Raw genomic sequence first — 14,517 nt, 5'->3', positions numbered from 1 at the left:
AGCTTTTAACGTGATTAGTACACGTCTTTCTGATAGCGATTTGCGCTACGTAAATCTTTTAAGTATTGCTCAGCTTGTTCATCATCTTTGCCGCTATTTTCTTTGATAATGTCTACAAGCGCCTGATGAACATCTTTCGCCATACGGTTTGCATCACCACAGATATAGAAATGAGCACCCGCTTCTAACCAAGCAAATACTTCTTGGCTGTTTTTACGAAGCTTGTCTTGAACATATACTTTTTCCGCTTGGTCACGGCTAAACGCCACATCCACTTTAGTCAATAAACCTGACTTCAAGTAACTTTGAATTTCTACTTGATATAAAAAGTCTTGGGTAAAGTGTGGGTTACCAAAGAATAACCAGTTTTTACCGCTTGCTTCACGGGCATCACGCTCTTGTAAAAACGCACGGAAAGGTGCAATACCCGTACCCGGACCTACCATGATAATTGGCGTTTCATCATTAGCCGGTAAACGGAAGTTATCGTTATGCTCGCTGAATACTTTTACTTTGCAGCCTTCCTCAGCACGACGTGCTAAATAGCCAGAACAACCACCTAAGTGCTCGCTGCCGAATGCATCAAACTCAACCAGACCCACCGTTAAGTGAACTTCTTCTTCAACTTCTGCTTGGCTAGATGCAATCGAATATAAACGTGCTTGTAGTTTACGTAAGCAGTCTACTAAGGTTTGTGCTTCAAGCTGAGCTGGGTTTTGACGAATAATATCGAAGATTTGGCGAGGCTCAATGTACTCACGCATTGCCGCTTTATCTTCAACTAACTTTAATAAATCAGGGTTGCCCGTTGCTGTTGCATATTTTTCAACAAAGCCTGGGTATGACTGAGTTAGTTCTAATTTTTCGATTAACGCATCACGAATACTTAGTTCTTCGTCGCCGAGTTCAACCGTACTAGATGCATCGATTTGTGTAAGCGTAAGTACTTCATCAACAAGCGCTTCGTCATTTAAGAAGTAAACGCCTAGCGAATCACCCGGTGTATAGGTGATGTCTGAACCTTCTAATGAAATTTCAACATGACGCACATCTTTGGTTGAATCACGACCGGTAATTTTTTGCACAACGCTTAGCTCTGCAGCAAATGGGTTTTGCTTGGTGTATTGGCTTGCTGCTGGTGCCGCTGCACCAAATGGCATCGCCACAACTTGACCACCACTTGCTTGCTGCTGCGCTTTAAGATCAGGTTCAAACGCATCAAGTGCACCGTCAATCCACTTAGCAGCTTCATCATCGTAATCAACATCTAAGTCAGCACGCTGGAAAATAGTTTCTGCGCCAAGCTTGTTAAAACGCTCTTCAAAATCTTTTGCTGTTTGGCAGAAGAACTCGTAGCTTGAATCACCTAAGCCGATCACAGCCACTTTAACACCATCTAGTTTTGGTGCTTTTTTAGTCGTTAAGAATTCATGCAGACTTTCAGCGTCTTCTGGTGGTTCACCCTCACCATAAGTTGAAACAACAACCGTGATGAACTTTTCTTTTTTCAGGGCAGTTGGTTTGTAGTCAGCCATGTTTACTAACTTAACCGTTAGACCGCGCGACTCTGCTTGCTCTTTTAACTTACTTGCCACGCCTTTTGCGTTACCCGTTTGAGAGCCGTATAAAATAGTTAGCGGGGCCGCATCACCTGAATCTGGAGCGGCTGCAACACCACCGGTTAATGCACCTGCGTTGGCATTTGCAGCTAAGTAACCACTTACCCACGCTTGCTGAATTGGATTAAGTTCAGCCACTAAGCCTTGCAGCTTTTGTACTTGCTCTTGCGATAGCGGGCTCGCCGCTGCATTTAGTTGACTTAACAACATGAATTTATTCCTCGTAACCCTGAAAAGTTAACTGCGAAACGAACTTGCTACCGTCATTTCGCGAACAATTTTTTCGACTTTAAAGACCTAATAAAAACGCTTTAAAGGTTTATCTGAGCGTGAAGAATAACGAGGTCTGAGGCGATTAAAAAAGAATAGAATCTGCTTTGATATTCCATTTAGTTATTAATTTAGTATTTATCCAAAAAAAACATGTTAAAAGCAAAAATTCCCAAATAAGAAACTTTTATTAATTAACATTATTGCAACATAAGCCAATTAGCCTATACTCGCTGTGTTCATTTTAAGAACAGCAAAAACTATTAAAATATAAAAAAGGAAAATACAATGTCACACGGGACATGTAAAAAATATATGCTAGCCAGTGGCTTACTGTGCCTAGCGAGTTCAGCATTGGCAAATGTTAATAACGCCAGCTTCGAAAGCTGGTCAGCAAACACCCCTGCAAGCTGGAGCACCATAGATAGCGGTATTAGCCTTAGCGCTAATAGTAATGTGGTTTACTCAGGTAATTACTCAGCGCAAGTCGTGGTTAATACTGGCACGCAAAGTAATACCGATTTACAGCAGCTAGTTGATGTAGTGGCGGGTGAAACTTATGAGTTTTCAGCTTGGGTTTACCATACAGAAGGCGGCGTAAAAGCTCGCTTAGTGGTTGATGGCTATCAAGGCTATTCTAATTCAGCATTAACTAATCAATGGCAACAAATCAGTTATCAGTACACAGCCTCTGCTACCACATCAATTAATATTGGCCTGCGCTTTTACGACGTAACTGGTTTTGATGGCAGCGAAGTAGTTTATGTAGATAACTTTGCACCAAGCACTGGCGCAACCCCACCACCTTCGGGCAGCTGCGCCTATAACCAAGTGTCTTTAACCCTCACTACCGATAACTATGGAGAAGAAACCAGCTGGCAAATCACCAATAGCCAAGGTAGTGCAGTAGCATCAGGCGGCAGCTATGCAGCAAATACTCAGTACAGTGAGCAAGCATGTTTAACGGATGGTGACTATAGCTTTACTATTTTTGATAGTTATGGTGATGGCATATGCTGCTCATTCGGCAATGGCAGTTACAGCCTTTCATTAGGTCAAACAGTACTTGCCAGTGGTGCAAGCTTCCAAAGCTCAGAAGCAACGCCGTTTAGCCTAGGCGATAGCTCAGGCGGCGGTGACGGTGGTGGTACAACCCCAACAGAGCCATCGGGATACTATGTTACAACGCAAGGCCTTAGTGGTTATGCACTAAAAACAGAGTTATACAACATCATTAAAGATCACAACTCACAAGGCTATTCTGCGATTTGGAGCTTTTACGATGTTGCTTCACGCGATAAGTATTTTGAAAACGACAACTCTATTTTAGATCGTTATTCAGAAAACCCTGCAGGCCAAGACAGCTACAACTATGTTGCTGTGAGCGACCAATGTGGGACATACAACAGCGAAGCAGACTGCTACAACCGTGAGCATTCTTTCCCGAAAAGTTGGTTTGGTGGAACAATTGAGCCTATGAATTCAGACGTACATCATATTTTTGCCACTGACGGTTATGTCAATTCAAAACGCAGTAACTACCCATTTGGTGAAGTAGCTAGTGCAAACTATACTTCTAGTAACGGCAGCAAAGTAGGTAGTGCAGCCAGCTCATTAAATTACTCAGGAACGGTTTTTGAACCAATTGATGAATTTAAAGGTGACTTTGCAAGAGCGTACTTCTATATGGCAACACGCTATGAAAACGTGATTGGCTCATGGCAAAACAACACAACCTACAGTAACGCTGTACTGAATGGTTCATCTAATCAGGTCTTTGAGAGCTGGGTCGTTACTATGTTATTAAAGTGGCATAACGAGGATCCCGTTAGCCAATTAGAGCTTGACCGTAACCAAGCCGCTTATGAACATCAAGGTAACCGCAACCCATTTGTGGATCACCCAGAATTTGTAGAAATGATTTGGTAACTTCGTTAAGCCAAGGCGCTTAGTTTCGGCTAAGTGCCTTTTTTCAGTCAAGCATAATGACTTTGTTTTCGTGAATTAACTCTGATACATAGCGTTTTTCTAAATGCCACGGATGACGCTTCCAGCCCTGAAAACCAAAACCTGCTATATGCACTTTTGAAAACAATTTAAGGTAGTGAACAATCGCTAAAGTTCCTGAACTTGGGCAATATGGCTTATGTATTGTTGGCCCTAACGTTAAAAGATACTCAAGGACTGATTGGCGAAATTGCTGGGTTAACCTTTCTTGCTGTAATCCTTTGCCATATTTATTAAACAAAGCGTCACCATGGTCAAGCCGGCTTTGACGGCGGATCAGTTTGAATATGTGCTGCATAAGTAAATTTGGCGCAGGATCAGTGACGACAACTTTACTTATCCCTTCAAGCGGCATCACAAGCGGATCAGTAAGTAAGCTTTGCGCCTGCCTTCCTCGGCCCAGTAGCCATAGATCAGTGCATCGCCTACCTAGGTGCGTAGGCATTGCTGCACAGCGGTTAAAACGAACGACACGAGGGCAACAATCAATCAGCTTAGCAAGCTCGGTATTTATTGGGCCATTACCTATAATAATTATCTCTGGCTGCTCATTCATGATGCAGAAACTCCGTTTCAATCCTTAAAACAGTATTATTTCACCCAACCTTTGTGACCTAATAATGACAGCTCATAATAATTCTAACGAATGTGAAAAGCGCTTATGCGCAACAAGTAAATTATTACCGACTTGAGATTGGGCACTATAGCCAAGAAGCTGTAACACCTGCTTTAACAGTGCTTGATGCTGCTGTTGTTTTGAATGGTTTACTACTTCTAATACCTCCAGCATGGCCAGTGCATAGCTAGAGCCTGATTGGAGTGATTGCCAAATACGCGTTTGTATTTCAATAACTTGATAAATTGAAGTTTTATAAGTATTAATCTGCAAGCTTAATAGATAGTTTTCTAATGGATTCATTGTAGCGCCCTTTTAAAAACGCCACTTTAAAAGCTCAAGTTAAGTTGAGGTAAAGTGTTTTTTTATTAGTTTTTACTCCACTTATTCATTATTTCTTTAAATAATTTAGCATCCTTGTCTTCACAAGGTCTGGGCGAACCGCTTGGCACTCCAGATTTACCAAACACTGAATTAAAATCGATGCCATAACACATACCATTTAGCACCTCGATGCGCTTGCTGCCATCACCACTCTGCCAAACGACTTTTGCCTTATCTGATACTGTTAATTGCACAGGTACAAATATCCTGCCTACAGAAGAATTACTATTTGCGGCGTTCACCTGACCAAATAGCGATGCATTAGAAGAGTCATTTTCAAACTTAAGTTCTGGAATTGGCGCATACGGGTTGAGCTTTTTAAAGGGTACTTCGGTTATTTTTGAGTGTTCAGGTGCCTGATCAGGCTTTGCGACCTCAGTTGTCACTTCTTGGGATTCACTAACTGAGTATTCAACAACCTTAGCATCTCTTTTCTGCTTAGGACTGCTATGAGGAGTTTCCTCTCTTAGCGGCAAAGCCTTCGCTTCATCAACTATTTCTGGCGGCTGATCCGATAAAGGTTTGTCTTGAGTCTTCTGCAAACTTGGTAGCTTTGTTAAATCGACACTCACATACGCGTTGATTACCTTGGGCGGTTCTGTGACGGCGGGAAGCTTCACAAACTTGCCATATCGAGCTAGTAACAACAAAAGCACAGTATGTAGCGATATCGAGATGATCCATGCTTTGTAATTCCCTTTTAACACCCAAGCGCCTCGCTTTTTATTTTTAAGAGTGCCAGATGAGTGAAATAGTTCATCAGAAAATGGCGGTAAGCGGTATTTTAAAAACAAAAAGCCCCAGCAGATGCCGGGGCTTTTTAGTAAGGAAACTTAATTAAAAATTAAGCTTTCTTTGGACGCTCAACAACGTCTACTAAAGTCCAAGACTTAGTCTTAGAAATAGGAGCACACTCAGAAATAGTAACTACGTCACCAGTTTGAGCTGTGTTGTTTTCGTCATGTACGTGTAGTTTAGTCGTACGTTTGATGAATTTTCCATATACTGGATGCTTCACGTAACGTGCGATAGCAACAGTGAAAGATTTATCCATCTTGTCGCTGATTACACGGCCTTGAAGAGTACGGATTTTATCGCTCATTATTGACCTGCCTTCTGGTTAATAACTGTTTTTACACGCGCGATATCGCGACGTACTGTTCTTAGCGTGTGTGTCTGAGCTAACTGACCAGTGCTTGCTTGCATGCGCAGGTTGAACTGCTCACGAAGAAGTCCTAGAAGTTCAGCATTTAGCTCTTCTACGCTTTTGTCTTTTAGTTCGCTAGCTTTCATTACATCACCGTCCGAGTTACGAAAGTTGTTGTGAATGGTAATTTACGCGCTGCAAGGTTAAATGCTTCACGAGCAAGCTCTTCAGAAACACCTTCCATTTCGTAAAGTACTTTACCAGGTTGAATTTCAGCAACCCAATATTCAACAGAACCTTTACCTTTACCCATACGAACTTCTAATGGTTTGTTCGTAATTGGCTTATCTGGGAATACACGAATCCAGATTTTACCTTGACGCTTTACGTGACGTGTCATAGCACGACGAGCTGCTTCGATTTGACGAGCAGTCATACGGCCACGGCCAGTAGCTTTCAAACCGAAAGTACCGAAGCTTACTTTGTTACCGTTTTGCGCTAAACCGCGGTTGCGGCCTTTGTGCATTTTACGGAATTTTGTACGTTTTGGCTGTAACATTACTCGCTACCTCTACTTAGCACTTTTTTTGGCTTTCTTTGGCGCGCGTTTAGCTGGCTTCTCTTGCTCTTGTACTAGTGGTAAACCACCAATAACTTCGCCTTTGAAGATCCAAACTTTAACACCAATGATACCATAAGTGGTTAAGGCTTCAGAAGTTGCGTAGTCGATATCAGCACGAAGAGTATGTAGAGGTACACGACCTTCACGATACCATTCTGAACGTGCGATCTCAGCACCGCCAAGACGACCGCTAACTTCAACTTTGATACCCTTTGCACCAATGCGCATTGCATTTTGTACCGAACGCTTCATAGCGCGACGGAACATAACACGACGCTCTAGCTGTGACGCAATACCGTCAGCTACTAGTTGTGCATCAAGTTCAGGCTTACGAACTTCAGCGATATTAATCTGAGCCGGAACACCTGCAATCTTAGTTACTGCTTGACGTAGTTTTTCAACGTCTTCGCCTTTTTTACCGATAACAACACCAGGACGAGCTGTGTGAATTGTTACACGGATAGATTTAGCTGGACGCTCGATAACGATTTTAGACACAGAAGCCGCTTTTAATTCCTTAGTAAGGAAAGTACGTACTTTGTGATCGCCAAAAAGCTGATCAGAGAAATCTTTTGAATTCGCGTACCAGGTAGAAACCCAAGGTTTAGAGATACCTAGGCGAATACCAGTAGGATGAACTTTTTGTCCCATTACTTATACTCCTAGCTATCTGAAACCACAACAGTGATGTGGCTTGTACGCTTAAGGATGCGGTCTGCGCGTCCTTTAGCACGTGGCATAATACGCTTCATTGTTGGACCATCGTCCACAAAGATCGTAGTTACACGAAGCTCATCAATGTCAGCACCTTCGTTATGCTCTGCGTTAGCAATAGCAGACTCAAGTACTTTTTTAACTAATACAGCCGCTTTTTTAGGGCTGTACGCCAGGATTTCTAGAGCGCGATCAACCGGAAGTCCGCGGATCTGATCTGCAACTAGACGTGCTTTTTGCGCCGAACCAGAGGCGAATTTATGTTTAGCTAATGCTTGCATTTATCATTCCCCTCTTAACGTTTCTTCGCTTTCTTATCCGCAGCGTGACCGCGGTAAGTACGAGTTGGTGCAAATTCACCTAGTTTGTGACCGATCATTTCGTCTGTGATGAACACAGGAACGTGCTGACGACCATTATGGACAGCGATGGTCAATCCGATCATGTTAGGTATGATCATTGAACGACGGCTCCAAGTTTTAATTGGCTTCTTGTCACCGCTTTCCAACGCTTTCTCTACCTTCTTCAGCAAGTGTAGGTCAATAAAAGGACCTTTCTTGAGAGAACGTGGCATGGCTATTCCTCAACTATTATTTAGTACGACGACGTACGATAAATTTATCAGTACGCTTGTTCTTACGTGTCTTAGCACCTTTAGTCGGTTTACCCCATGGAGACACAGGATGACGACCACCAGATGTACGACCTTCACCACCACCGTGCGGGTGATCTACCGGGTTCATGGCAACACCACGAACTGTCGGACGGATACCACGCCAGCGATTTGCACCAGCTTTACCTAGTGAACGAAGCATATGCTCAGCATTACCTACTTCACCAAGTGTTGCGCGACAGTCAGCTGGAACTTTACGAACTTCGCCAGAACGAAGACGTAGAGTTACGTATTGACCTTCACGAGCAAGGATTTGAACGTATGCACCAGCAGAACGTGCGATTTGCGCGCCTTTACCTGGTTTTAATTCTACGTTGTGAACAGTCGAACCTACAGGCATGTTACGCATTGGTAACGTGTTACCAGCTTTGATTGGTGCATCAATACCAGATTGGATTGAATCACCAGCTTTTAAGCCTTTAGGTGCAATAATGTAACGACGCTCACCGTCTGCATATAATACAAGAGCGATGTTTGCGCTACGGTTTGGATCATACTCTAGACGCTCAACAACAGCTGGAATGCCATCTTTAGTGCGTTTAAAGTCGATTACACGGTAATGATGCTTATGACCACCACCGATGTGACGAACCGTGATACGACCTTTGTTATTACGACCACCAGACTTAGAGTTTTTCTCTAGTAGTGGTGCGTAAGGTTTACCCTTATGTAGATCTGGGTTAACCACTTTAACCAGGTGACGACGACCCGCAGAAGTTGGTTTACACTTTTGAAGTGCCATAATTCTAACTCCCCTTATTACTCGGCGCCGCCGACAAAGTCTAGCTCGCTACCTTCTTTAAGAGTAACGTAAGCTTTCTTCCAGTCTGAACGACGACCGAAACGCATGCCAGTACGTTTTGTTTTACCCTTAACGTTTAGTGTGCGAACACCAGTTACTTCTACTTCAAAAAGCTTTTCTGCTGCAGCTTTGATTTCAGCTTTAGTTGCATCAGAAGCTACTTTGAAAACAATCGTGTTGTTCTCTTCAGCAGCGATAGTGCTTTTCTCAGAGATGTGTGGAGCAAGGATCACTTTTAAAAGACGTTCTTCACGGATCATGCTAGCGCCTCCTCAAGTTGCTTAACAGCAGCAGCTGTAATAAGTACCTTATCGAAAGCGATTAGGCTTACAGGATCGATACCAGCTACATCACGCGTGTCAACCTTGTATAGGTTACGTGCCGATAAGAAAAGATTCTCATCTACTTCTTCAGTCACGATTAGAACATCTTTAAGCTCAAGTTCTTTAAGCTTAGCAACTAGTTCTTTAGTTTTTGGTGCTTCAAGACCAAACTGCTCAACAACGATTAAACGCTCTTGACGAACTAATTCAGATAAGATGCTTTTGATCGCACCGCGGTACATTTTACGGTTTACTTTTTGGCTGTGATCTTGTGGTTTAGCTGCGAAGCTAACGCCACCTGAACGCCAAATTGGGCTACGAATTGTACCAGCACGTGCACGGCCAGTACCTTTTTGAGACCATGGTTTTTTACCACCACCGCTTACTTCAGAACGTGTCTTCTGAGCACGAGTACCTTGACGAGCACCTGCTGCGTAAGCAACAACTACTTGGTGTACTAATGCTTCGTTAAACTCACGTCCAAAAGTAGCTTCAGAAACTTCAAGAGCGCCAGAAGCGTCTTTAATTGCTAATTCCATCACTAAATCTCCAGGACTTATGCTTTAACAGCTGGTTTAACGATAACGTCACCGCCGATAGCGCCAGGTACTGCACCTTTAACTAAAAGCAAGTTACGCTCAGCGTCAACGCGAACTAGTTCTAAGTTTTGAGTCGTTACACGCTCAGCACCCATGTGACCGGCCATTTTCTTACCTTTAAACACCTTACCAGGTGATTGGTTTTGACCGATTGAACCAGGAGCACGGTGAGATAGAGAGTTACCGTGAGTAGCGTCTTGCATGCTGAAGTTCCAGCGCTTAACACCACCTTGGAAACCTTTACCTTTAGAAGTACCGGTTACGTCAACTTTGTTGATTTCGTTGAATAATTCAACAGTAAGCTCAGCGCCTACTTCAAAATCGCCTTCACCACCATTTAGGCGGAATTCCCACAGACCGCGACCCGCTTCAACACCAGCTTTAGCGAAGTGACCCGCTGCTGCTTTGTTTACACGGCTTGCTTTTTTAGTGCCTGCGGTTACTTGAAGCGCGTTATAACCGTCAGTTGCTTCAGATTTGATCTGAGCAATGCGGTTAGGTGTCGCTTCGATAACTGTCACAGGGATAGATACACCATCTTCAGTGAAGATACGTGTCATACCCACTTTACGACCGACTAGACCTAATGCCATTTTCCTAAAACCTCTCTAATCTTCCGATTAACCCAGGCTGATTTGAACATCAACACCAGCAGCAAGATCTAAACGCATTAGAGCGTCAACAGTCTTGTCAGTTGGTTCTACGATGTCGATCAGACGTTTATGGGTGCGGATTTCGTACTGATCACGCGCGTCTTTGTTAACGTGCGGTGAAGTTAGTACAGTAAAACGTTCAAAGCGTGTAGGTAGTGGGATTGGACCACGTACTTGAGCGCCAGTGCGTTTCGCAGTTTCCACGATTTCCGCCGTTGATTGGTCAATCAAACGGTGGTCAAAAGCTTTTAGGCGAATACGAATGCGTTGATTTGACATTCTTAAACCTCAATATAAAGAGCATTTAAAAAGAGCATAAAAAAACGACCGAAACAATCTTAATAACTAAGATGTCGGCTGCTTTCTTATATCTACGTTGAATTCCAAATCGGAATTCCTGTTTATTAGCTTGAAATCCAAGCTTAATCTTTCCTTCCAAGTTCCCGAGGGAATTTTGAAATCCTGCGTATTATAGATAGATTGGTGATAAATGCAACAACTATTTTGAAAATCTCAAAGGTCTAAATTAAATTTTGTTTAATTTTCGAACTTTATCAATAACATTAGCGTCTTTAAATTATACTTGTGCGAGTAAAGAGGCTAGAAAATCGCTTTTAAATGGTCAGTCCAGTTAATAATTGTTATTCTATGCCGCTTATTTTTGACCAGACTCGGTCTATTTAATATCTACTAATAACTTTGGTGAGTTGATGCGTATCATTAATCGTTGTTTAAATTTCATTTCTGCCGGTATGAACCGCTTGTTTGTAAAAAGTAAGGTGCTGCCAGAAAATCCGATTGAACAATACAACCTAAACCCTGCCAACCCTACTTTTTATATTGTTAGGCTAAATGCACGCTCTGATTTAGCAGCACTGGCAAGGGTATGTAAAAAAAACGGCTTACCTAATCCGACCGAAGAGCAGTTATTAGGTAATGCTGAACTTGATCGCTTTATCGGTATTCAAAACCCACCACCGCTATTTGGTAACAAAAGCAAACCAAGCAATGCCCTGCAGCAAGGCAAACAAATTATTGATCACCTGATGCAATCAGGTGAGAAAAACGTCCAAGTGATCCCAGTGACTATTTTATGGGGCCGAAACCCAGGCAAAGAGAAGCCAGGCTTAGGCACGTTAGTGTCGCATTCGTTAACCCCAAGCTGGTTTCGCAAGTTCTTTGTATTGCTATTTTCTGGGCGCGATAACTTTATTCGCTTTAGTCAGCCGCTCGATTTATCGTTATTGGTCAATGAAAAAGCCGATGTTGATGAACTACCACATAAGCTTTTACGTGTTGCTCGCGTGCACTTTCGCCGTCAAAAATTGGCAGCGACAGGCCCGAAAATGCCATCACGTGAACAGCTATTTAATTCGCTACTTGCCTCACCAACAATAAAAAAAGCAATTCAAATAGAAGCGAAAGAAAAAAACATTAGCCAAGAGCAAGCGCGCCAAAATGCGCTGAAGCTACTTGATGAGATTGCCGCTAATTATAGCGATGCCACCATTCGTGTTGCAGACCGTATTTTAACTTGGCTGTGGAATAAGCTTTATAACGGGATTGATATTAAGTTTTCAGAACAAGTGCATGAGCTCACAGATAAAGGCCACGAGATTATCTATATGCCTTGTCATCGCTCGCACATGGATTACTTATTGCTGACCTATTCTATTTACCATTTAGGCTTAGTTCCGCCGCATATCGCTGCGGGTATCAACTTAAACTTCTTCCCGGCAGGGGGAATTTTCCGTCGCAGTGGTGCTTTCTTTATTCGCCGCTCATTCGCAGGCAATAAGTTATATTCAGCTGTATTTAAAGAGTACCTGAGCCAGTTATTTATCAAAGGCTATTCAGTAAAGTTTTACACTGAAGGTGGTCGTAGCCGTACTGGTCGCTTGTTACCGCCAAAAACAGGTATGCTCGCCATGACATTACAAGCCATGTTACGTGGCATAGACCGCCCTATTTCAATTGTGCCTGTATACATTGGTTATGAGCACGTAATGGAAATTAATACCTACTTAAAAGAGCTTGCCGGTAACGATAAAAAAGGTGAGTCGGTATTAGGTATCTTTAAGGCGATTAAAAACCTGAAAAACTATGGTCGTGGTTATTTAAACTTTGGCGACCCTATTTCGATAAACCAATACCTCAATGACCAACAACCTGACTGGCGCGAGTCTATTCACCCAACCGACGTGCAAAAGCCACAATGGCTTGGTCCCCAGGTTGCCAACCTTGCTGATAAAGTAATGGTTAATATTAATAGCGCCGCTGCACTCAATGCGGTGAATCTACTTGCGATGATATTACTGGTAAATGATAAACACGCATTAAGTAAACCTAAGCTGATTGCTCAGCTTGAGTTTTATCTACATTTACAGCGTAGCGCCAGCTACAGTGAAAAGGTGACCACACCAGACGAAAGCGCCGATCAGCTACTAGAGCATGCCCTTAAACTTAATAAGTTTGATGTGATCAGTGATGAGTTCGGTGAAATTATCGCGATTAACGATAAAGAAAAAACACTGTTCAACTACTACCGTAATAACGTATTGCACTTATTTGCAGTACCGAGCTTATTGGCGCTGCATTTATTCAAAGCACATCAAACTACCATGGCAGATTGCCAAGCCTTAATTGCACGTTTTTACCCGCTATTTGCCAAAGAGTGGTTCTTGCATGAGTTAGATGAAAACTACATTACGCGCGTACTTGCAAGCTTCGTTGATCAGGACCTGATTGAAATTGATGGCGATAATATCAAGATCACAAACAGCAACGACTGCTTAGCGAAACTCGAAATGCTTGGTCGTGCCCTAAGCTTAACACTACAACGCTACGCTATCGTGGTTGGTTTTATTCAAACTAGCAGTGGTATTGAGCGCGAAGAACTTGAACACGAAAGCCAAGTATTAGCAGAGCGCTTGGGCACCTTGCATGGCATTAAAACTCCTGAGTTCTTCGACAAAAAAGTACTTATTGGTTTTATTTCAAGCTTGCGAGAGCAAAAGCTAATTACCGAAACAGAGCAAGGCTTAACGGGTAGCAATGAACTATGTGAGGTGTATTTATACCTTAAAGCATTGCTGCCAGCACGGGTCTGGCAGTCAATTGACGATATAGTGCAAAGCCAAGCTCAGCACACAAAAGATTAACGCTGACGCATAACCCCTTCTTGGATCGTTGAGGCAACCAAATTGCCTTGACGGTCAAAGAACTGACCTCGCACCAAACCACGACCAGAGCTCGCACTTGGGCTATCAATCGAATATAAAATCCAATCGTCTAGTCTAAACGGGCGGTGAAACCACATTGCATGGTCAATCGTTGCAACCTGCATATTCGGCTGCATAAACGATACGCCGTGCGGCTGTAATGCAGTTGGTAAAAACTCAAAGTCAGATGCATACGCAAGTAAGTAATTATGAATGCGCTGATCGTCAGGCATCTCACCATTAGCTTTAAACCAAATATGCTTAACTGGCTCCATCACTTGTGGTTTGAATGGGTTATGAAAAGTCACAGGGCGCATTTCAATTGGCACTTCACGGATGAACTTATTTCGAATTGGTTCAGGAATAAGCTCTGCATTTGCTTGGTAAAATTCAAGCGATGACTTTAATTCTTCAGGCTGTGGTACATCAGGCATCTGCGCTTGATGTGATAAGCCCTCTTCTTCACCTTGGAAAGAAGCGGTCATGTAAAAAATCGGCTTACCATATTGAATTGCTTTTACACGGCGAGTACTAAAACTTTTACCATCACGTATATTTTCTACATCATAGACAATCGGCTTTGCAGCATCACCTGGGCGCAAAAAGTAAGAGTGTAAAGAGTGAACAATACGCCCTTGTGGTAATGTTTCTTTTGCGGCAGATAGAGCTTGGCCCATTACTTGGCCACCGAAAACCGCTCTAAATCCTAAATCTTGGCTTTGCCCGCGATACAAGCCTTGCTCAATCTCTTCTAACGACATTAATGACAGTAGGTCATCTAATACTTGGCTCATTTATTTATCCTCAATCCCGACAAGCGTTTAATGATACTATAGACTAATTGGAAGTAAATCTTTGTAAGAGCAC

At 42.8% G+C, this 14,517-nt stretch carries 18 protein-coding genes; 2 read left to right on the top strand and 16 right to left on the bottom strand.

Annotation, left to right across the window (positions count from 1 at the left end; all coding sequences use genetic code 11):
• Window positions 1–14: 14 nt before the first annotated feature.
• Window positions 15–1,829 (bottom strand): assimilatory sulfite reductase (NADPH) flavoprotein subunit, encoded by a 1,815-nt coding sequence (locus L1272_RS00655; protein WP_199528589.1) that lies wholly within the window; start codon window positions 1,827–1,829, stop codon window positions 15–17.
• Window positions 1,830–2,177: 348 nt separating this feature from the next.
• On the opposite strand from L1272_RS00655, the gene L1272_RS00650 reads away from it, so the two are divergent.
• Complete coding sequence (locus tag L1272_RS00650) at window positions 2,178–3,818, top strand: endonuclease (protein ID WP_199528591.1); 1,641 nt, start codon at window positions 2,178–2,180, stop codon at window positions 3,816–3,818.
• A 43-nt stretch (window positions 3,819–3,861) separates the two neighbouring features.
• On the opposite strand, the gene L1272_RS00645 is transcribed toward L1272_RS00650, so the two are convergent.
• The 14 genes from L1272_RS00645 to rpsJ all read right to left on the bottom strand — a co-directional run bounded on the left by L1272_RS00645 (window position 3,862) and on the right by rpsJ (window position 10,708).
• Window positions 3,862–4,452 (bottom strand): hypothetical protein, encoded by a 591-nt coding sequence (locus L1272_RS00645; protein ID WP_199528593.1) that lies wholly within the window; start codon window positions 4,450–4,452, stop codon window positions 3,862–3,864.
• Window positions 4,453–4,524: 72 nt separating this feature from the next.
• On the bottom strand, window positions 4,525–4,815 hold the full coding sequence (locus L1272_RS00640; protein ID WP_054552374.1) for a hypothetical protein: 291 nt from the start codon (window positions 4,813–4,815) through the stop codon (window positions 4,525–4,527).
• A gap of 65 nt (window positions 4,816–4,880) precedes the next feature.
• Complete coding sequence (locus L1272_RS00635; protein ID WP_235372565.1) at window positions 4,881–5,690, bottom strand: hypothetical protein; 810 nt, start codon at window positions 5,688–5,690, stop codon at window positions 4,881–4,883.
• 50 nt (window positions 5,691–5,740) lie between these two features.
• Entirely contained in the window at window positions 5,741–5,998 is a 258-nt protein-coding gene (gene rpsQ, locus L1272_RS00630) for a 30S ribosomal protein S17 (protein WP_054552372.1), read from the bottom strand.
• Complete coding sequence (rpmC, locus tag L1272_RS00625; RefSeq protein WP_054552371.1) at window positions 5,998–6,189, bottom strand: 50S ribosomal protein L29; 192 nt, start codon at window positions 6,187–6,189, stop codon at window positions 5,998–6,000. Before rpmC ends, rpsQ begins: the two co-directional genes overlap by 1 nt.
• Complete coding sequence (gene rplP / locus L1272_RS00620; RefSeq protein ID WP_036974208.1) at window positions 6,189–6,602, bottom strand: 50S ribosomal protein L16; 414 nt, start codon at window positions 6,600–6,602, stop codon at window positions 6,189–6,191. Before rplP ends, rpmC begins: the two co-directional genes overlap by 1 nt.
• 12 nt (window positions 6,603–6,614) lie before the next feature.
• On the bottom strand, window positions 6,615–7,316 hold the full coding sequence (rpsC, locus tag L1272_RS00615; protein WP_054552370.1) for a 30S ribosomal protein S3: 702 nt from the start codon (window positions 7,314–7,316) through the stop codon (window positions 6,615–6,617).
• Between the two features lie 11 nt (window positions 7,317–7,327).
• Window positions 7,328–7,660, bottom strand: coding sequence for a 50S ribosomal protein L22 (gene rplV, locus L1272_RS00610; RefSeq protein WP_004588690.1), 333 nt, complete (start codon window positions 7,658–7,660; stop codon window positions 7,328–7,330).
• Window positions 7,661–7,674: 14 nt separating this feature from the next.
• Complete coding sequence (rpsS, locus tag L1272_RS00605) at window positions 7,675–7,953, bottom strand: 30S ribosomal protein S19 (protein ID WP_010376377.1); 279 nt, start codon at window positions 7,951–7,953, stop codon at window positions 7,675–7,677.
• 16 nt (window positions 7,954–7,969) lie between these two features.
• Window positions 7,970–8,794: a 50S ribosomal protein L2 gene (rplB, locus tag L1272_RS00600; protein WP_054552369.1), complete on the bottom strand. Its 825-nt coding sequence runs from the start codon at window positions 8,792–8,794 to the stop codon at window positions 7,970–7,972.
• 17 nt (window positions 8,795–8,811) lie between these two features.
• A complete protein-coding gene (gene rplW, locus L1272_RS00595; RefSeq protein WP_054552368.1) occupies window positions 8,812–9,114 on the bottom strand; it encodes a 50S ribosomal protein L23 in 303 nt (100 codons plus the stop codon).
• Window positions 9,111–9,716, bottom strand: coding sequence for a 50S ribosomal protein L4 (gene rplD, locus L1272_RS00590; RefSeq protein WP_062568199.1), 606 nt, complete (start codon window positions 9,714–9,716; stop codon window positions 9,111–9,113). The genes rplW and rplD overlap by 4 nt, the downstream gene beginning before the upstream one ends.
• A gap of 17 nt (window positions 9,717–9,733) precedes the next feature.
• Window positions 9,734–10,369, bottom strand: a complete 636-nt coding sequence (rplC, locus tag L1272_RS00585; RefSeq protein ID WP_036974218.1) for a 50S ribosomal protein L3 — start codon at window positions 10,367–10,369, stop codon at window positions 9,734–9,736.
• A gap of 27 nt (window positions 10,370–10,396) precedes the next feature.
• Entirely contained in the window at window positions 10,397–10,708 is a 312-nt protein-coding gene (gene rpsJ / locus L1272_RS00580) for a 30S ribosomal protein S10 (protein WP_002957900.1), read from the bottom strand.
• A gap of 431 nt (window positions 10,709–11,139) precedes the next feature.
• Between rpsJ and plsB the strand changes: the two genes are divergently transcribed.
• The gene (gene plsB, locus L1272_RS00575) at window positions 11,140–13,590 is read left to right on the top strand and encodes a glycerol-3-phosphate 1-O-acyltransferase PlsB (RefSeq protein WP_235372564.1); all 2,451 of its coding nucleotides are present in this window, start codon (window positions 11,140–11,142) and stop codon (window positions 13,588–13,590) included.
• Here plsB and tesB read toward each other — a convergent pair.
• Window positions 13,587–14,444, bottom strand: coding sequence for an acyl-CoA thioesterase II (gene tesB / locus L1272_RS00570; RefSeq protein WP_054552365.1), 858 nt, complete (start codon window positions 14,442–14,444; stop codon window positions 13,587–13,589). The two genes, plsB and tesB, sit on opposite strands and share 4 nt — an antisense overlap.
• Between the last annotated feature and the right edge of the window lie 73 nt (window positions 14,445–14,517).

It is taken from the genome of Pseudoalteromonas sp. PAST1, assembly GCF_021532515.1.
In the GTDB taxonomy this organism is placed as follows: Bacteria; Pseudomonadota; Gammaproteobacteria; order Enterobacterales; family Alteromonadaceae; genus Pseudoalteromonas; species Pseudoalteromonas simplex.
Note: the sequence above shows the minus strand (reverse complement) of the source record. Positions and strands in the feature narration are given on the sequence as shown.